This window comes from Pseudomonas phytophila, from assembly GCF_025643095.1.
GTDB lineage: Bacteria > Pseudomonadota > Gammaproteobacteria > Pseudomonadales > Pseudomonadaceae > Aquipseudomonas > Aquipseudomonas quasicaspiana.
The window spans coordinates 625,606-643,112 of record NZ_CP081201.1 but is presented as its reverse complement, the minus strand read 5'-3'; the positions used below and the strand labels follow the sequence as shown (position 1 = coordinate 643,112).

The following is a 17,507-nucleotide window of genomic DNA, read 5'->3' as shown; positions in this document are numbered from 1 at the left end:
TTTCGCTTGCAGCTTGTAGCTTGAAACTTCCCCATAAAAAAACCCGGCTAATGGCCGGGTTCTTTTATGGGTCTGCTAACAACGTTAGCCGTTAAAAACGTCATCAACGCTGGTCAGCGGGTAGTGCTTTGGATACGGCAGAGTCGCAACACCGCTTTCGATGGCTGCCTTGGCAACGGCATCAGCGATCAGGCCCAGCAGGCGGGTATCCATTGGTTTCGGGATGATGTACTCACGACCGAATTCCAGCTTGATGCCGCCGTAGGCGTCGCAGACTTCCTGAGGCACTGGCAGTTTGGCCAGTTCACGCAGGGCGTTGGCCGCTGCGATCTTCATTTCTTCGTTGATACGCTTGGCGCGAACGTCCAGAGCGCCGCGGAAGATGAACGGGAAGCCCAGTACGTTGTTGACCTGGTTCGGGTAGTCGGAACGACCTGTCGCCATGATCACGTCGCTGCGAGTAGCGTGAGCCAACTCCGGGGAGATTTCCGGATCAGGGTTCGAGCAGGCGAACACGATCGGATCCTTGGCCATCGACTTCAGACCTTCAGCGCTCAGCAGGTTCGGGCCAGACAGACCAACGAACACGTCTGCGCCATCCAGAGCGTCAGCCAGGGTGCGCTTTTCAGTCGCGTGAGCGAACACCGCTTTGTACTGGTTCAGATCGGTACGGCCGGAGTGGATAACGCCGGAACGGTCGATCATGAAGATGTTTTCGATCTTCGCGCCCATGCTCACCAGCAACTTCATGCAGGAGATGGCCGCTGCGCCAGCGCCCAGGCAGACGATTTTTGCGTCAGCCAGGTTCTTGCCGACGATTTCCAGGGCGTTGATCATACCGGCCGCCGTAACAATCGCGGTGCCGTGCTGGTCATCGTGGAAAACCGGGATGTCGCATTGTTCGATCAGCGCTTTCTCGATCTCAAAGCACTCAGGCGCCTTGATGTCTTCGAGGTTGATACCGCCGAAGGTGATGGAGATGCGTTTTACGGTATCGATGAAAGCCTGTGGGCTTTCCGAATCCACTTCGATATCGAATACATCGATACCGGCGAAACGCTTGAACAGAACGCCCTTGCCTTCCATCACTGGCTTGGATGCCAGTGGGCCCAAATCACCCAGGCCGAGGATCGCGGTGCCATCGGAAATAACTGCTACCAGATTGCCTTTGCCGGTGTATTTGTAAGCCAGCTCAGGGTCACGGGCGATTTCACGCACAGGCTCGGCAACGCCAGGGCTGTAAGCCAGGGCCAGGTCGCGAGCAGTAGCGGTGGGCTTGGTGAGTTCTACGCTCAGTTTCCCCGGACGAGGATTGGCGTGATATTCAAGCGCGGCAGTTTTCAAATCAGACATGTGGGCATTCCGCTTTTTTTACTGTGGGAAGACGGACCGCCGAGGATACGCAAGATGCAAAGTCCTAACAAGACTGGCCAGTCACAACTGTCAATAGGCGGGGAGTTAGACTTTACGCTTAGAGCGGAGGAGTTGCATCAGGGGAACGAGTTTGTAGGAGCTGCCGAAGGCTGCGATCGCGGTGTGTCAGGATAAACGCTTCGCAGCCTTCGGCAGCTCCTACAGAAAATGCATTCCAATCCATTAGTTTGCGTGTTGTTTGATGGAAGCGTGCGCCTACAGATCGGTGTGTCAGAGGGTCGATGAATCAAGCATCGCCGGATGGGTAATCGGCATCATCCAGCGTGCCTGCCCATCCTTGAGGCCGCCCCGTCGAGATCGATCAACCACCCAGCCACGCGCCTCGATACGCTGGCCCTTCATGCGGCTCAGCTGTTTGGCGTCAAACTGGCTGACAAGGTCCGGGGCGATACGCAGCACCAGCGAACCCTGCAGCTCAATCCAGATGCCACTCCCATTGCGCTGCACCCCCGTGACCTGACCAGAGACCAGCGCAAAACCGCCCTTATCGATCTGACCCGCCGACTGCACCGGCGATTTACGCCACACACCGAGGTCAGCCTGACGGGCGCTACGCTCAGCCGCTTGCTGACAATCTACCAGCGCTACGTTAGGCGACACCGCAACCAGATAACCCAGACCTTCGCTCAGCAACTGCGCTTCGAGATTGGCACCGTCGCGACCATAGACATTGGCCAGCACGCGACCATAACGATCCTTGGCCTGTTGGCCGATCCGCAAACTGACGGTGCCGTTGCTTTCAGCCACCAGTGTCTGCAAGCGGCTTTTGGCAGCCTCGGCAAACGGCTCGGCGGAACGGCTTTTCTTTCCCGTCTCTGGAGTGTTGATCCCGACCATGCGTACGTTGCGCCCATCCTTAAGGCGCAGGGTATCGCCATCGACCACACGCTCGACCTGAGCAACCGGAAACGAGGATGGCGCAGGGCAAAGAGCCTGGGCGGCAGGCAGCCAAATCGCGGCCACAAAAAAGGCGCCCACAAGGGACGCCTTTTTAAGCAGCCTGGAGAAACCCGTTGGATTTTCCAGATCGGCCAACCTTACTCTGCAGCAGCAGGAGCTTTGGTAGCACCGAACGCACCGAAGCGCGACTTGAACTTGTCAACACGGCCGCCAACGTCAAGAGTCTTCTGCTTGCCGGTGTAGAACGGGTGGCACTCGTTGCAAACGTCAAGGCTCAGAGGCTTGGCGAGAGTCGAACGGGTTTTGATGACATTGCCGCAGCTGCAAGTAGCGTCAATGGCTTCGTAAACTGGATGGATATCAGCTTTCATCGGTACTTCCTCGGGCTAGCGTGCCGCCATCCAACACTATTGTTGAATACCGCACGTAAATAGGCCGCGAATATTACCAGACAATCCAGATCACGCAAGCGGGGCTTTACGCCGGTCGTCTGCTAAGATCGCGCATCCGTCACATACCGTAACAGGGAAACCCCGCGTGCCCGACGCCATTCTGCGCCTTGCCCTGCCTTCGCCACTGCGGCGCCTGTTCGACTACCGAGCACCTGCCGGAGTGCTGCGCAGTGCCTTGCAGCCTGGCATGCGCCTGCGAGTCCCCTTCGGCCGTCGGGAAATGATCGGCATTCTGATCGAGATCGCCGATCACAGCGAAGTGCCCGCAGACAAACTCAAGCCCGCCATCGCCCTGCTCGATGAGCAAGCCCCCCTGCCTCCCGCGCTGTTCAAGCTGTGCCTGTGGACCTCTCAGTATTATCAGCACAGCCTCGGCGACACCTTGAGCTGGGCGCTGCCAGTCCTGCTGCGCCAGGGCGAACCGGCCGAATCGCGCCAGGAGCGCTTCTGGCAGGTTGCGCCGAATGCCAGCGTCGATGACCCGCGCATTGCCCGGGCACCCAAGCAACGCGAAGCACTGACCACCCTCGCCCAGCATCCACACGGTGTTGCGCATCAGTTGCTGAGCAAGCTGATGCTTAATAAAGAAAGCCTCAATTTGCTGCTGGCTAAAGAGTTGGTGCAGGTTGAAGTACGCAGCCATGCTCCTTCGGCGCGTCATGAACACTGGCTGGCCCAGCCGGAACTGCCCCTCAACACGGAACAACGCGCGGCCTGCGAGGCGATTCGCGCCGGGTTCGGCAGCTTTCATGCGTTCCTGCTGGCGGGCGTTACCGGCAGCGGCAAGACCGAAGTCTATTTACAGCTGATCCGCGAAACGCTGGAAGCCGGTAAACAGGCGCTGGTGTTGATCCCGGAAATCAACCTCGGGCCGCAAACCCTGGCGCGCTTCGAGCAGCGCTTCAACGCACGCATCGCCCTGCTGCATTCGGCAGTCAATGATCGTGACCGGCTGGATGCCTGGCTGGCAGCGCGGGATGGCGAGGCCGATATTATTATCGGTACTCGTTCGGCGCTGTTCACGCCGATGAAGAATCCCGGCCTGATCATCATCGACGAAGAGCACGACGGCTCCTATAAACAGCAGGAAGGCCTGCGCTATCACGCACGGGATCTGGCTTTAGTGCGTGCACGCCAGGAAAATATCCCCATTGTGCTCGGCTCGGCCACACCTTCGCTGGAAAGCCTGCACAACGCCTACACCGGCCGCTACGGCCTGTTGCGCCTCAATGAGCGTGCGGGCGGCGCGCAGCAACCGAAATTCATGCGGCTGGACGTTAAAAGCCGTCCACTGGACAGCGGTATCTCCGGACCGATGCAACAAGCCATCGGCCAGACTCTCGAAGCCGGTCAGCAAGTGTTGGTCTTCCTCAACCGACGCGGCTTTGCGCCGACGCTGCTGTGCCACGATTGCGGCTGGCTGTCGGGCTGCCCGCGATGTGATGCGCGAATGACCGTGCATCAGCGCTCCGGGGAATTGCGCTGCCACCACTGCGGCCACGTCGAACGCGTACCGCGCCAGTGCCCGTCCTGCGGCAAAGTGGATTTGCGCCCGGTTGGCGCAGGCACCGAGCGCGCTGAAGAGCGTCTGGCGATTCTGTTTCCGGATTACCCCGTATTGCGGGTTGATCGCGACAGCACCTCGCGCAAAGACGCGATGAATCAACTGTTCGCGACCATTCAGCGCGGCCAGCCGTGCATTCTGGTGGGCACACAGATGCTCGCCAAAGGGCACCACTTCCCGCGTGTGACACTGGTGTCGATTCTGGATGCCGATGGCGGCCTGTTTTCCGGAGACTTCCGTGCCAGCGAGCGCATGGCGCAGCTGATCGTTCAGGTTGCCGGGCGGGCCGGACGGGCTGAAGAGCCAGGCCGGGTGATCATCCAGACGCACCTGGCGGATCACCCACTGCTGATTCAGCTTACCGAACAAGGTTACTTCGCCTTCGCCGAGCAAGCCCTGAGCGAACGTCGCGCGGCTGGTTTGCCACCTTTTGCGCATCTGGCACTGTTACGGGCCGAAGCCCATAAACCGGGTCAGGCCGAAGGGTTTCTCGATGAGGCCTGCTCGGTTGCCGAGCAGCTGTTGAACGACATGAATCTGGGCGGCATTGAATTGCTCGGCCCGGTCCCGGCACCGATGGAGCGCCGCGCCGGTCGATATCGAGCACAATTGCTGCTGCAATCCAGCGCCCGAGCGCCACTGCACCGGCTGCTTGCTTCCTGGCTGCTGGCGCTGGAGCAAATGCCGAGCGGCAGGCAGGTCAGGTGGTCGCTGGATGTGGATCCGGTGGATTTGTATTAGCCAGCACCTGTAAGCGGATACCTGTAGGAGCCAACTTGTTGGCGAAGCGATAGGCCTGCGAGACAGGAAGACCGCTTCGCGAACAAGTTCACTCCTACAGGGGAAGCGGTGCGTCCTGGCTCCGTAGTGAACCTGTAGGAGCGCGCTTGCCCGCGATAGCAATTTAAGCTTCACCAGCTTGCTCGCTGTCAGTTTTTTGAAGGTCCTGCGGCCCTTATCGCGGGCAAGCGCGCTCCTACAATTACAACCGCACATCCAACGCGGTTGGCAAGGTGGCTCCGGCAACGGATAATGCCCAGTTTTTCCACCCGCGCATCCAGGCGCTGCCGCGCTTGCGGTCGAAAGAGAGCACCATGAAAGACACCATTCGCCAGCTGATCCAACAAGCCCTGAGCCAACTCGTCACCGAGGGCGTCTTGCCAGAAGGCCTGTCGCCAGCGATTCAGGTGGAGAATGCCAAGGACAAGACCCACGGCGACTTCGCCAGCAACATCGCCATGATGCTTGCCAAGCCAGCCGGCATGAAGCCCCGTGATCTGGCTGAAAAGCTGATCGCCGCGCTGCCAGCCGACGAGCAGATCAGCAAAGTGGAAATCGCCGGTCCAGGCTTCCTGAATTTCTTCCAGAACACCCAGGCCTTGGCCGCACGCCTTGATGCCGCCTTGGCCGACGCCCAACTGTCGGTGCGCAAGAACGGCCCTGCACAGCGCACCGTGGTCGACCTGTCGGCACCGAATCTGGCGAAAGAGATGCACGTTGGCCACTTGCGTTCGACCATCATTGGCGACGGCGTTGCCAGCGTTCTGGAATTTCTGGGCGACACCGTCATCCGCCAGAACCACGTGGGCGACTGGGGTACGCAATTCGGCATGCTGTTGGCTTACCTGCAAGAGCAGCCAGCCACCAGCGACGAGTTGTCGGACCTGGAAGACTTCTACCGCGCTGCGAAAAAGCGTTTTGACGAATCCGAAGAGTTCGCCGACCGCGCTCGCGGGCTGGTGGTAAAACTGCAGGCCGGTGACGCCGAATGCCTGAGCCTGTGGACCAAATTCAAAGACATCTCGCTGTCGCACTGCCAGAAAGTCTACGACCTGCTGAACGTCAAACTGACCCCGGCAGACGTGATGGGCGAGAGTGCTTACAACGATGATCTGGCCAACGTAGTTGCCGATCTGAAAGCAGCCGGCCTGCTGGTTGAGAGCAACGGCGCACAGTGCGTATTCCTTGAAGAATTCCGCACCGCAGACGACACCCCGCTGCCGGTCATCGTGCAGAAGGCCGGAGGCGGCTATCTGTATGCAACCACCGACCTGGCGGCTATGCGCTACCGCAGCAACGTACTCAAAGCTAATCGCGTGCTGTATTTCGTCGACCAGCGTCAGGCGTTGCACTTCCAGCAAGTCTTCGAAGTCGCGCGCCGCGCCGGTTTCGTTCACGAAGGCATGCAACTGGAACACATGGGCTTCGGCACCATGAACGGCGCCGATGGCCGTCCGTTCAAGACCCGCGACGGTGGCACAGTCAAACTCATCGACCTGCTCGAAGAGGCCAAGGAGCGCGCCTACACCCTGGTGAAGGAAAAGAACCCGGAGTTGCCTGAAGACGAACTGCGCACCATCGCCCAGGCGGTGGGTATCAGTGCAGTGAAGTACGCCGACCTGTCCAAGCATCGGGCCAGCGACTACAGCTTCAATTTCGATCAGATGCTCAGCTTCGAAGGCAATACCGCGCCTTATCTGCTGTATGCGTACACTCGGGTTGCGGGTGTGTTCCGTAAACTCGGCACGCCGTTTGATGCCAGCAAGGGCCAGATCGTCCTTGAGGCACCACAGGAGCAAGAGCTGGCTGCACGCCTGGCGCAGTTTGGGGAAATCCTCAACAACGTCTCCGAAAAGGGCACGCCTCACGTTCTGTGCGCTTACCTCTACGACCTCGCGGGGTTGTTCTCCAGCTTCTACGAGAACTGCCCTATCCTGGCTGCCGATAATGCCGAACAACAGCAGAGCCGTTTGCGCCTTGCTGCATTGACTGGCCGCACCCTCAAGCAAGGCCTGCAACTGTTGGGTCTGGAAACACTGGAGCGTATGTAAGTTGGCTGCCGCGAAAAAGAAACCTGCTCCCAAGCGCGGCGCCAGCCGTTATCAGGCACCCGCGAAGAAGCCGATTCCTGGATGGCTGTGGCTGGCGATCGGCCTCAGCGTCGGTGCATTTGTCGTCTTCCTGATGAAGCTCGAACCCGGTGGCGATGACATCAAGCGGGTCCGGGCGGATGCCAAGGCAGCAAAAATTGCCGAAGCGAACAAGACGCCGCCGAGCCCGACAGCACCGGTGAAGCCCAAGTACGACTTCTACACACTGCTGCCGGAATCGGAAGTCATCGTGCCTAACGAGGCCGTGCCTGAGAAAACTCCGCCACCTGTGGTTGCGCCGGTCACGCCTGAACAGGCAGCGAAGATTGATACCGCACGCGCACAAGCGGCACTTAGCGGCCTGACGCCGCCACCGGCCCCGCCCGTGGTGAAACCGGCTGCAGTGACGCAGTTCTTCCTGCAAGCGGGCTCGTTCCGCAAGAAAGAAGACGCCGACAAGGTGCGCGCGCAGATCATTTTGCTCGGCCAGACCGCCGCCGTGGAATCCGGCACCGTCAAAGAGGAAACCTGGTACCGCGTACTGGTTGGCCCGTTCAGCAACCGTGAGCAACTGACCGTTGCCCAGAAGCAGTTGGCGAGTGGTGGTTTTAGTAACTTGTTGTTGCAGCAACGTAGTAAATAACTACCCCATTGGTAGGAGCGCGCTTGCCCGCGATCGGCTGCTAAGCAGTCGTAGAAATAGTGAGCCCACTATTGTTTGAAGGTCCTTCGGCCCTTATCGCGGGCAAGCGCGCTCCTGCCGGCAATGCCCAACCACTCATCCCCCACGGTTGAAATCCCTTCCCACACCCCCATATGAGTTTTCACCAGGGCATTTTCGCCCCGCTGTGTGGAGACTCTCCCTTGACCACCATCGTTTCAGTTCGCCGCCACGGCAAAGTCGTCATGGCTGGCGACGGCCAGGTTTCTCTGGGCAACACCGTCATGAAAGGCAACGCCAAGAAAGTGCGTCGCCTGTATCACGGCGAAGTGATTGCCGGTTTCGCTGGCGCTACGGCCGACGCGTTCACTCTTTTCGAACGTTTTGAAGGGCAACTTGAAAAGCACCAAGGTCATCTGGTGCGTGCCGCCGTTGAACTCGCCAAAGATTGGCGGACCGACCGCTCCCTGAGCCGTCTGGAGGCCATGCTGGCCGTCGCCAACAAAGACGCTTCATTGATCATCACCGGCAACGGCGACGTTGTTGAACCCGAAGATGGCCTGATTGCCATGGGTTCTGGCGGTGCTTTCGCACAGGCCGCTGCCCGCGCCCTGCTGCAAAAGACCGACCTGTCGGCGCGTGAAATTGCCGAAACCGCATTGCATATCGCTGGCGATATCTGCGTGTTCACCAACCACAACATCACCATTGAGGAGCAGGACCTCGCTGAGTAAGCCTTGATATGGCCGCTGCTATCAGCGGCCATATCGACCTTGAATCAGCTGGAGGACCGCCAAATACCATGTCAATGACTCCCCGTGAAATTGTCCACGAACTGAACCGCCATATCATCGGCCAGGACGATGCCAAGCGCGCCGTTGCCATCGCCCTGCGTAACCGCTGGCGCCGGATGCAGTTGCCGGAAGAACTGCGCGTTGAAGTAACGCCCAAGAACATCCTGATGATCGGCCCGACTGGTGTCGGTAAAACCGAGATCGCGCGTCGTCTGGCCAAGCTGGCCAACGCGCCGTTCATCAAGGTCGAAGCGACCAAATTCACCGAAGTCGGTTATGTCGGCCGCGACGTTGAGTCGATCATTCGTGATCTGGCCGACGCGGCGATCAAGCTGCTGCGCGAACAGGAAATCATCAAGGTTCGTCACCGCGCCGAAGACGCTGCTGAAGACCGTATCCTCGACGCCCTTCTGCCTCCAGCCCGCACGGGTTTTCAGGAAGAAGCCGCGCCGAGCAACGATTCCAATACCCGTCAGCTGTTCCGCAAGCGCCTGCGTGAAGGTCAGCTGGACGACAAGGAAATCGAGATCGAAATAAACGAAGCCGTTGGCGTCGACATTTCCGCGCCACCAGGCATGGAAGAAATGACCAACCAGCTGCAAAGCCTGTTTGCCAACATGGGCAAGGGCAAGAAGAAGAGCCGCAAGCTCAAGGTCAAAGAAGCGTTCAAGCTGGTGCGCGAAGAAGAAGCGGGTCGCCTCGTTAACGAGGAAGAACTCAAGGCCAAGGCGCTGGAAGCCGTCGAACAGCACGGCATCGTGTTCATCGACGAAATCGACAAGGTCGCCAAGCGCGGCAATGTGGGCGGTGCCGATGTGTCCCGCGAAGGCGTACAGCGCGACCTGCTGCCGCTGATCGAAGGCTGCACGGTCAACACCAAGCTGGGCATGGTCAAAACCGACCACATCCTGTTCATCGCGTCCGGCGCTTTCCACTTGAGCAAGCCGAGCGATCTGGTGCCTGAGCTGCAAGGCCGTCTGCCGATCCGTGTTGAACTCAAGGCGCTGTCGCCACAGGATTTCGAACGTATTCTCAGCGAGCCACATGCGTCCCTGACCGAGCAATACTGCGCACTGCTGAAAACCGAAGGCTTGAACATCGCGTTCGAAGCCGACGGCATCAAGCGTCTCGCCGAGATTGCCTGGCAGGTCAACGAGAAGACCGAGAACATCGGTGCCCGTCGCTTGCACACGCTGCTTGAGCGTCTGCTTGAGGAAGTCTCGTTCAGCGCCGGTGATCTGGCGACGGATCCGGATGCAGCGCCGATTCGCATCGATGCAGAATACGTGAACAGTCATCTTGGCGAACTGGCCAAGGATGAGGATCTGTCGCGGTATATTCTTTAACGCCGGACGCTCCCCCGTGCAGACAGTGTGAAAACTACTACGCTCGGCAATACTGCGTTAAAAACAGGCGAAAAATGCTCATTTAGAACACCTAGACTCCGCTTTTTCGCCTGTTTTTGCCTTGTCTTGCCGTCGCTCGCTACGTTTTCACACAGTCTGCGTGGGAGCGAATTCATTCGCGAAAGGGCCATCACATCTTGCATCATCATTGCCTGACACGACGCCTTCGCGAATGAATTCGCTCCCACGGTAATACGTTCGAACGTAACGGCCTTTACATGACCCGAATCCCCACCGCCATCCAGCTCCACAAAGCCTCGAAAACCCTGACTCTCAAATACGGGCCGGACGAGGAATATCACCTGCCTGCTGAGTTCCTGCGGGTGCACTCGCCGTCTGCCGAAGTTCAGGGCCACGGCAAGCCGATCCTGCAATTTGGCAAGCTGGGGGTTGGCCTGACCAAGGTCGAACCCGCCGGACAATACGCACTGAAATTGACCTTCGACGACGGTCATGACAGCGGATTGTTCACTTGGGAATACCTCTACGAACTGGCACAACGCCAGGAAGACCTGTGGAATGACTATTTGCTTGAGCTGAAAAACGCAGGCAAATCCCGCGACCCTTCCGAGCAAGTCATCCGGCTGATGCTCTAACCCTCGGCCCAGAGCCGCCCGGCGTTTTAGGACGCGCTTTCTAATTCCTTTTGTTTGAATGTGCCGCGCAGCGGCCAATGACGGGTGCTGCTTGCGATTTTTCGCAATCTCGCGTAACCAATGGTTCTGGCAAGTTCCCTGCATCTTCGAATGCAGCGAAAGGGTGAGCGGTAAAGCCGTCGTATAAAGCGCAGCGCTTGTTACGAATGAATGCGGCCCCAAGGGAAATTGAGTTCAGCCATCATGGTTCACCCGAGCAGTAGTACCGGCATTTGCCTGTGTCACTGATTCACAGGGAAGCGGTACTCACATCAGGACAATGGAGCGTCGTGAATGAGTAGCAGAAACAACGATGACCTGCAGCAACAAGCCTCGGAACACACACTGGGTTTGAACCCGGTCGTTGGTCTGCGGCGCAAGGACTTGCTGACCACTGCCCGCATGGTCCTGCGTCAGGCTCTGAAACAACCCTTTCACAGTGCAAAGCACGTCGCCAGTCTGGGCGTTGAACTCAAAAACGTGCTGCTGGGCAAGTCAGCGCTCCAGCCAGCCCCGGAAGACCGACGCTTCAACGATCCGGCCTGGAGCCAGAATCCGGTTTATCGTCGTTATCTGCAGTCCTACCTGGCGTGGCGCAAGGAGCTGCATGACTGGATTGGCGACAGCAATCTCTCTCCCCAGGAAATCAGTCGCGGGCACTTCGTCATCAATCTGATGACCGAAGCCATGTCGCCCACCAACACCGCCGCCAATCCGGCCGCGATCAAACGCTTCTTCGAAACCGGCGGCAAAAGTATTCTTGATGGCCTGTCACATCTCGCCAAGGATCTGGTGCATAACGGCGGCATGCCCAGCCAGGTCAACATGGACGCTTTCGAAGTCGGCAAGAGTCTGGGCACCAGCGAAGGCTCGGTGGTGTTTCGCAACGACGTGCTGGAGCTGATTCAGTACAAGCCCATCACCGAGCAAGTGCATGAACGGCCGCTGTTGGTGGTGCCGCCGCAAATCAACAAATTCTACGTATTCGACCTGAGCCCGGAAAAAAGCCTGGCGCGTTTTTGCCTGCGCAGTAACGTGCAGACGTTCATTATCAGTTGGCGTAACCCGACCAAGGCGCAGCGTGAATGGGGCCTGTCGACGTACATCGATGCGCTCAAGGAAGCTGTCGACGTAGTCACCGCCATCACCGGCAGCAAAGACATCAACATGCTCGGCGCTTGCTCCGGCGGCATTACCTGCACAGCCCTGCTGGGACATTACGCGGCGCTGGGCGATCAGAAGGTCAATGCTCTGACCCTGCTGGTCAGCGTACTGGATACCACCCTGGACACCGACGTCGCGCTGTTTGTCGATGAGCAGACCCTGGAATCGGCCAAGCGCCACTCCTATCAGGCTGGCGTGCTGGAAGGCAGCGATATGGCGAAAGTATTCGCCTGGATGCGCCCCAATGACCTGATCTGGAATTACTGGGTCAACAACTACCTGCTGGGTAACGAGCCTCCGGTGTTCGACATCCTGTTCTGGAACAACGACACCACTCGCCTGCCCGCTGCCTTTCACGGCGACCTGATCGAGATGTTCAAGAACAACCCACTGATCCGCCCCAATGCCCTTGAAGTGTGCGGTACGCCTATCGATCTCAAACAGGTCACCAGCGATGTGTTTTGCCTGGCAGGGACCAACGATCACATCACGCCGTGGGGCTCCTGTTACAAATCCGCACGACTGTTCGGCGGAAAGACTGAATTTGTTCTGTCCAGCAGCGGCCATATCCAGAGCATTCTCAACCCGCCCGGTAACCCCAAGGCACGCTACATGACCAACAGCGAAATGCCGGTTGATCCAAAGGCCTGGCAGGAAAACGGCACCAAGCACACCGATTCCTGGTGGCTGCACTGGCAGGGCTGGCTGAGCGAGCGCTCTGGAAAGATGAAGAAGTCTCCCACTAGCCTGGGCAACAAGACCTTTGCGCCCGCAGAAGCATCTCCGGGGACCTATGTGCATGAACGCTAAGGGCTGATGCGACGGGTGGAGTCAGGAATGGCCAGACGTTGCCGTTAAACCGGTTAGGGCTATCGCCGCGTTCCGAGACTGTTACGTCGCACAGCAAACACAGCCCCGTAGGACTGGCTTTAGCCGGGAGGACATTTTTCTGATCCAGAATATCCAGTGGATGTACCGGCCCTCTCCCGGCTAAAGCCGGTCCTACGACGTATGCATAACTGCACCAGCGGTTTAACCCACAGGGCTTCGCGCATGCCGCAACCGTTTATTTTTCGCACTATCGATCTGGATGGCCACAGCATCCGAACCGCTGTACGCCCTGGCAAGAGTCACCTGACTCCTCTGCTGATTTTCAATGGCATAGGCGCCAACCTGGAGTTGGTGTTCCCGTTCGTTGATGCGCTGGACCCGGATCTGGAAGTCATCGCCTTTGATGTGCCCGGCGTCGGTGGCTCCTCGACGCCCAGTCGCCCGTACCGCTTTCCCGGTCTGGCAAAACTGGCGGCGCGCATGCTCGATTATCTGGACTATGGCCAGGTCAACGCTATCGGCGTTTCATGGGGCGGCGCGCTGGCTCAACAGTTCGCCCACGACTACCCCGAGCGCTGCAAAAAGCTGGTTCTGGCGGCGACGTCAGCCGGTGCGGTGATGGTGCCCGGCAAACCGCGAGTGCTCTGGTTGATGGCCAGCCCGCGGCGTTATATCCAGCCTTCCCATGTGATCCGCATTGCACCGGAAATTTACGGCGGCGCATTTCGGCGCGATCCTTATCTGGCCGCCAACCATGCGGCAAAGGTCCGTTCGTCCGGCAAGCTGGGCTATTACTGGCAACTGTTTGCGGGCATGGGCTGGACCAGCATTCACTGGCTGCACAAGATCCATCAGCCTACATTGGTACTGGCCGGTGACGACGATCCGCTGATCCCGCTGATAAATATGCGCCTGCTGGCTTGGCGGATCCCCAATGCCCAGCTACACATAATCGATGACGGTCATTTGTTCTTGATCACCCGTGCCGAAGCAGTCGCGCCAATCATCATGAAATTCCTCCAGCAGGAGCGTCAGCGAGCCGTGATGCATCCGCATCCGACACCCAGCGCACGCTGATCATCACAGACAGAAAAGGATTCCCCGCACCGCAAATAAAGCGTCACTGACTGCGCCGGTTGAATGGAAGTTGTTCGGCGCAAAACGACGCATGCCCCGAGGAGCATGCGTCCGCAAAGATGTATCGGCACGACGAAGGAGTGTTGCCCCCATGCGAGAACGATCAGCCAAAAGCGCCGAGATCACACCGGCGACTTACATCAATGCACAAAGTGCGATCACCGGCCTGCGTGGCCAGGATTTGTTTTCAACATTACGCAAGGTTGCCGCCCAAGGTCTGCAGCATCCATTGCGCAGCGCCCGCCACGCATTGGCCCTCGGCAAGCAAGTCAGCCGTGTCGTGCTGCTGGGGGAAACGCCCTATCAGTTGCCCGCCCGAGATACCCGTTTCACAGACCCTACATGGACGCTGAATCCGCTGTACCGTCGCGGCTTGCAAACGTATCTGGCGTGGCAGCATCAGGTTAAACACTGGATCGATGACACCGATCTGTCCAAGGATGATCGCGACCGGGCGCACTTCATTTTCTCGCTGCTCAACGACGCTCTTTCTCCGTCCAACACCTTGCTCAACCCCATGGCCGTCAAAGAGCTGTTCAACAGCGGCGGCAACAGCGTGGTCAAGGGCATTGGCCACATGTTCGATGATCTGTTGCACAACAACGGCCTGCCCCGACAAACCACTAAAGACGCCTTCGAAGTGGGTCGCACAGTGGCGGCCACCCAAGGCTCGGTGGTATTTCGCAACGAGCTGCTAGAGTTGATCCAGTACAAGCCAATGAGCGAAAAACAGTACGCCAGGCCGTTATTGATCGTGCCGCCGCAAATCAACAAGTTCTATATTTTTGACCTGAGCCCGGCCAACAGCTTCGTCCAGTACTGCCTGAAGAACGGCTTGCAGACCTTCATGATCAGTTGGCGAAATCCGGATGTCCGGCACCGTGAATGGGGCTTGTCCACCTACGTTCAGGCCACCGAAGAAGCGATGGCCGCATGCCGGTCCATCACTGGCGCCAAGGACGTGAATCTGGTCGGTGCCTGTGCAGGGGGGCTGACCATCGCCGCGCTGCAAGGGCATTTGCAGGCGAAGCGGCAACTTCGCAAAGTCGCCAGCGCAACTTACATGGTCAGCCTGCTGGACAGCCAGATCGACAGCGCTGCGACGTTGTTCATCGATGAAACGACTCTTGAAGCTGCCAAGCGTCGCTCGTATCAGCAAGGCGTGCTGGACGGTCGGGACATGGCGAAAATCTTCGCCTGGATGCGCCCGAATGATTTGATCTGGAGTTACTGGATCAACAATTACCTGCTGGGCAAATCCCCGCCCGCCTTCGACATTCTGTACTGGAACAACGACAGCACCCGCCTGCCCGCCGCATTGCACGGCGATCTGCTGGACTTCTTCAAGCACAACCCGCTGACTCACCCTGGCGGACTGGAAGTCTGTGGCACCCCCATTGATCTGCAGAAGGTGACCGTGGACAGCTTCAACGTCGCAGGCATCAACGATCACATTACGCCATGGGACGCGGTCTATCGCTCGACACTGCTGCTGGGCGGCGACCGGCGCTTTCTGCTGTCCAACAGTGGTCACGTGCAGAGCATTCTCAACCCGCCGGGTAACCCTAAAGCCAACTATGTCGAGAACAGCAAACTCAGCAGCGATCCACGGGCATGGTATTACGACGCGCAGAAACATGAGGGTAGCTGGTGGCCTGCCTGGCTGGAATGGATACAAGCCCGGTCCAGCACCCAGCGCGAAACCCAGATGGCGCTGGGTAACGCAATGCATCCGGCGATGGAAGCAGCGCCGGGGACTTATGTGCATGTTCGGTAGGGTCGCGAAATTCAAAACCTCCTTGTGGGAGCGAATTCATTCGCGAATGCGGCCTTATCGACGACGAATATGTATCGAATGTACTAGCCCCTTCGCGAATAAATTCGCTCCCACAGATTTATAACCTGCTTAATCCGCCCCCTGACAAGAAGACCGGATGAAAACCCGCGACCGAATCCTTGAATGTGCCCTGACGTTATTCAATCAACAGGGCGAGCCCAATGTCTCCACGCTGGAAATTGCCAACGAACTGGGCATCAGTCCCGGCAATCTTTACTACCACTTCCACGGCAAAGAGCCCTTGGTGCTCGGCCTGTTCGAGCGTTTCCAGGCAGAGCTTTCGCCCCTGCTGAACCCGCCCGAAGACGCGCAACTGGCCGCCGAAGATTACTGGCTGTTCCTGCACTTGATCGTCGAGCGACTGGCCGACTACCGCTTCCTGTTTCAGGATCTGTCCAACCTGGCGGGTCGATTGCCCAAACTGGCTCGCGGTATTCGCAGCCTGCTCAATAGCCTCAAACGCACGCTGGCGTCGTTACTGGCACGCCTGAAAGCTGAAGGCCAGGTGGTCAGCGATACCCAGGCTTTGGGGCAACTGGTGGAGCAAATCACCATGACCCTACTGTTCTCGCTGGATTACCAACGGATTCTGGGTCGCGAAGCTGAAGTACGGGTGGTGGTCTACCAGATCATGATGCTCGTCGCACCACACCTGACGCCGGGTTCACGGCATGCGGCGCAGCAATTGGCGATGCATTATCTGGAGGAGTGATTTCTCGCAGTACTGACAGTTCTTCAGGCAGCGGCTCTGCCTCTGACACTCTGCGTTGGCGCAACAAACACATACCCCTGTGGGAGCTGGGCTTGCCCGCGATAGGGTCAACTTTATTTACAGGCATGCACCGAGTTATCGTTTATCGCGGGCCAGCCCAGCTCCCACAGGGATTGCATTTGAGCCCCAATAAAAAAGCCCGACCCGCTTTGCGCAGATCGGGCTTTTCGCTTTACAGCCCTTGAATCAGGACTGACTTGCTGGTGTCGACGGTGCAGCCGATGCCGGTGCGGCGGCGGTATTGGTCGCAGCGGGTGCAGGTGTTGCTGCTGGTGTGGCAGCGGGTTTCGGAGCCGGTTTGGCGGCTGCCTTCGGTGCCGCTTTCGGCGCAGCAGGTTTCTTGGCAGCGGCCGGTTTCTTCGCAGTCGCCGGTTTGCTGGCCGCTACAGACTTGGCCTTGGTCGCGGTTTTAGTCGCAGCCTTGTTAGCGGCGGCAACGGGTTTGGCCGCTGCTGCTTTCACTGCCGGTTTGGCTGCAGCGGTTTTCGCGGCAACCTTGTCGGCGGCTTTGGCAACCGGTTTCGCAGCGGCTTTCACCAGTGGCTTGGCCGTAGTTTTAGGTGCCGGTTTGGACGCCGCGTCCTTGGAAGTCGAAGCTCTGGAAGCCGGCGCTTTTGAAACAGGAGTCACTGAAGCACCTGTCAGCTTCTCGATCTGTTTTGTCAGCAGATCGACCTTGCTGTGCAGAGCCTTCACTTCGTTACGGCTAGGTACGCCCAAACGCGAAATGGCGCTGTTCAGACGCTTGTCGAAAGCCCCTTCCAGCTCACTCCACTTGCCCATCGCGAGGTCTTTGACATCACCTACACGAGACTTCGCAGCCTTGGCAGAATCCTTGGCGGAATCGACTTGTTTCTCGACTTCCACCTTGGTCTGCTTCTCGGCTTTTTCGCCGTCCTTGACCAGCGTTTCAAAAAGCTTACTGCCGTCATTGCTGATCTTGGAGTAAGCGCCTAAACCAGCCAGCCAGATTTGGCGGGAGTATTTCTCCACCTCGCCAATCCAGGAGCTGCCTTCTTTCTCGATTTTTTTCTTGCCAGCCATCCTGCT

General features: G+C 58.4%; 14 protein-coding genes. 10 read left to right on the top strand and 4 right to left on the bottom strand.

Annotated elements, in window-relative coordinates:
• Nucleotides 1-84 precede the first annotated feature (84 nt).
• The 3 genes from K3169_RS02860 to rpmE all read right to left on the bottom strand — a co-directional run bounded on the left by K3169_RS02860 (nucleotide 85) and on the right by rpmE (nucleotide 2,705).
• The gene (locus tag K3169_RS02860; protein ID WP_027901987.1) at nucleotides 85-1,353 is read right to left on the bottom strand and encodes a malic enzyme-like NAD(P)-binding protein; all 1,269 of its coding nucleotides are present in this window, start codon (nucleotides 1,351-1,353) and stop codon (nucleotides 85-87) included.
• A 291-nt stretch (nucleotides 1,354-1,644) separates the two neighbouring features.
• A complete protein-coding gene (locus K3169_RS02855) occupies nucleotides 1,645-2,460 on the bottom strand; it encodes a thermonuclease family protein (protein ID WP_263272198.1) in 816 nt (271 codons plus the stop codon).
• Nucleotides 2,461-2,471: 11 nt separating this feature from the next.
• Nucleotides 2,472-2,705 (bottom strand): 50S ribosomal protein L31, encoded by a 234-nt coding sequence (gene rpmE, locus K3169_RS02850; RefSeq protein WP_020293533.1) that lies wholly within the window; start codon nucleotides 2,703-2,705, stop codon nucleotides 2,472-2,474.
• 166 nt (nucleotides 2,706-2,871) lie between these two features.
• Here rpmE and K3169_RS02845 point away from each other — a divergent pair, with 166 nt between their 5' ends.
• The 10 genes from K3169_RS02845 (at nucleotide 2,872) to K3169_RS02800 (ending at nucleotide 16,397) form a co-directional block, all read left to right on the top strand.
• The gene (locus K3169_RS02845; protein ID WP_027901989.1) at nucleotides 2,872-5,091 is read left to right on the top strand and encodes a primosomal protein N'; all 2,220 of its coding nucleotides are present in this window, start codon (nucleotides 2,872-2,874) and stop codon (nucleotides 5,089-5,091) included.
• Nucleotides 5,092-5,444: 353 nt separating this feature from the next.
• On the top strand, nucleotides 5,445-7,181 hold the full coding sequence (argS, locus tag K3169_RS02840) for an arginine--tRNA ligase (protein WP_263269880.1): 1,737 nt from the start codon (nucleotides 5,445-5,447) through the stop codon (nucleotides 7,179-7,181).
• 1 nt (nucleotide 7,182) lies between these two features.
• Nucleotides 7,183-7,863, top strand: coding sequence for an SPOR domain-containing protein (locus K3169_RS02835; protein WP_255878355.1), 681 nt, complete (start codon nucleotides 7,183-7,185; stop codon nucleotides 7,861-7,863).
• 221 nt (nucleotides 7,864-8,084) lie between these two features.
• A complete protein-coding gene (gene hslV, locus K3169_RS02830; protein WP_027901992.1) occupies nucleotides 8,085-8,615 on the top strand; it encodes an ATP-dependent protease subunit HslV in 531 nt (176 codons plus the stop codon).
• A gap of 68 nt (nucleotides 8,616-8,683) precedes the next feature.
• On the top strand, nucleotides 8,684-10,021 hold the full coding sequence (gene hslU / locus K3169_RS02825; protein WP_027901993.1) for an HslU--HslV peptidase ATPase subunit: 1,338 nt from the start codon (nucleotides 8,684-8,686) through the stop codon (nucleotides 10,019-10,021).
• A 278-nt stretch (nucleotides 10,022-10,299) separates the two neighbouring features.
• A complete protein-coding gene (locus tag K3169_RS02820; RefSeq protein WP_231675812.1) occupies nucleotides 10,300-10,677 on the top strand; it encodes a gamma-butyrobetaine hydroxylase-like domain-containing protein in 378 nt (125 codons plus the stop codon).
• A gap of 333 nt (nucleotides 10,678-11,010) precedes the next feature.
• Nucleotides 11,011-12,690 carry a class II poly(R)-hydroxyalkanoic acid synthase gene (gene phaC / locus K3169_RS02815; protein ID WP_122707504.1) on the top strand — a complete coding sequence of 560 codons (1,680 nt, stop codon included), beginning with the start codon at nucleotides 11,011-11,013 and terminating at the stop codon, nucleotides 12,688-12,690.
• 243 nt (nucleotides 12,691-12,933) lie between these two features.
• The gene (gene phaZ, locus K3169_RS02810) at nucleotides 12,934-13,788 is read left to right on the top strand and encodes a poly(3-hydroxyalkanoate) depolymerase (RefSeq protein ID WP_027901996.1); all 855 of its coding nucleotides are present in this window, start codon (nucleotides 12,934-12,936) and stop codon (nucleotides 13,786-13,788) included.
• Nucleotides 13,789-13,939: 151 nt separating this feature from the next.
• Nucleotides 13,940-15,625, top strand: a complete 1,686-nt coding sequence (gene phaC, locus K3169_RS02805) for a class II poly(R)-hydroxyalkanoic acid synthase (RefSeq protein WP_263269879.1) — start codon at nucleotides 13,940-13,942, stop codon at nucleotides 15,623-15,625.
• A gap of 157 nt (nucleotides 15,626-15,782) precedes the next feature.
• Nucleotides 15,783-16,397, top strand: a complete 615-nt coding sequence (locus tag K3169_RS02800) for a TetR/AcrR family transcriptional regulator (RefSeq protein ID WP_027901998.1) — start codon at nucleotides 15,783-15,785, stop codon at nucleotides 16,395-16,397.
• A 246-nt stretch (nucleotides 16,398-16,643) separates the two neighbouring features.
• Here K3169_RS02800 and K3169_RS02795 read toward each other — a convergent pair whose 3' ends face one another.
• On the bottom strand, nucleotides 16,644-17,501 hold the full coding sequence (locus K3169_RS02795) for a phasin family protein (RefSeq protein WP_263269878.1): 858 nt from the start codon (nucleotides 17,499-17,501) through the stop codon (nucleotides 16,644-16,646).
• Nucleotides 17,502-17,507 lie beyond the last annotated feature (6 nt).

Coding starts and splice junctions, on each gene's coding strand:
- K3169_RS02860 (WP_027901987.1), bottom strand. CDS start 1,353: ATGTCTGATTTGAAAACTGCCGCGCTTGAATATCACGCCAATCCTCGT.
- rpmE (WP_020293533.1), bottom strand. CDS start 2,705: ATGAAAGCTGATATCCATCCAGTTTACGAAGCCATTGACGCTACTTGC.
- argS (WP_263269880.1), top strand. CDS start 5,445: ATGAAAGACACCATTCGCCAGCTGATCCAACAAGCCCTGAGCCAACTC.
- hslU (WP_027901993.1), top strand. CDS start 8,684: ATGTCAATGACTCCCCGTGAAATTGTCCACGAACTGAACCGCCATATC.
- K3169_RS02820 (WP_231675812.1), top strand. CDS start 10,300: ATGACCCGAATCCCCACCGCCATCCAGCTCCACAAAGCCTCGAAAACC.
- phaC (WP_122707504.1), top strand. CDS start 11,011: ATGAGTAGCAGAAACAACGATGACCTGCAGCAACAAGCCTCGGAACAC.
- phaZ (WP_027901996.1), top strand. CDS start 12,934: ATGCCGCAACCGTTTATTTTTCGCACTATCGATCTGGATGGCCACAGC.
- phaC (WP_263269879.1), top strand. CDS start 13,940: ATGCGAGAACGATCAGCCAAAAGCGCCGAGATCACACCGGCGACTTAC.
- K3169_RS02800 (WP_027901998.1), top strand. CDS start 15,783: ATGAAAACCCGCGACCGAATCCTTGAATGTGCCCTGACGTTATTCAAT.
- K3169_RS02795 (WP_263269878.1), bottom strand. CDS start 17,501: ATGGCTGGCAAGAAAAAAATCGAGAAAGAAGGCAGCTCCTGGATTGGC.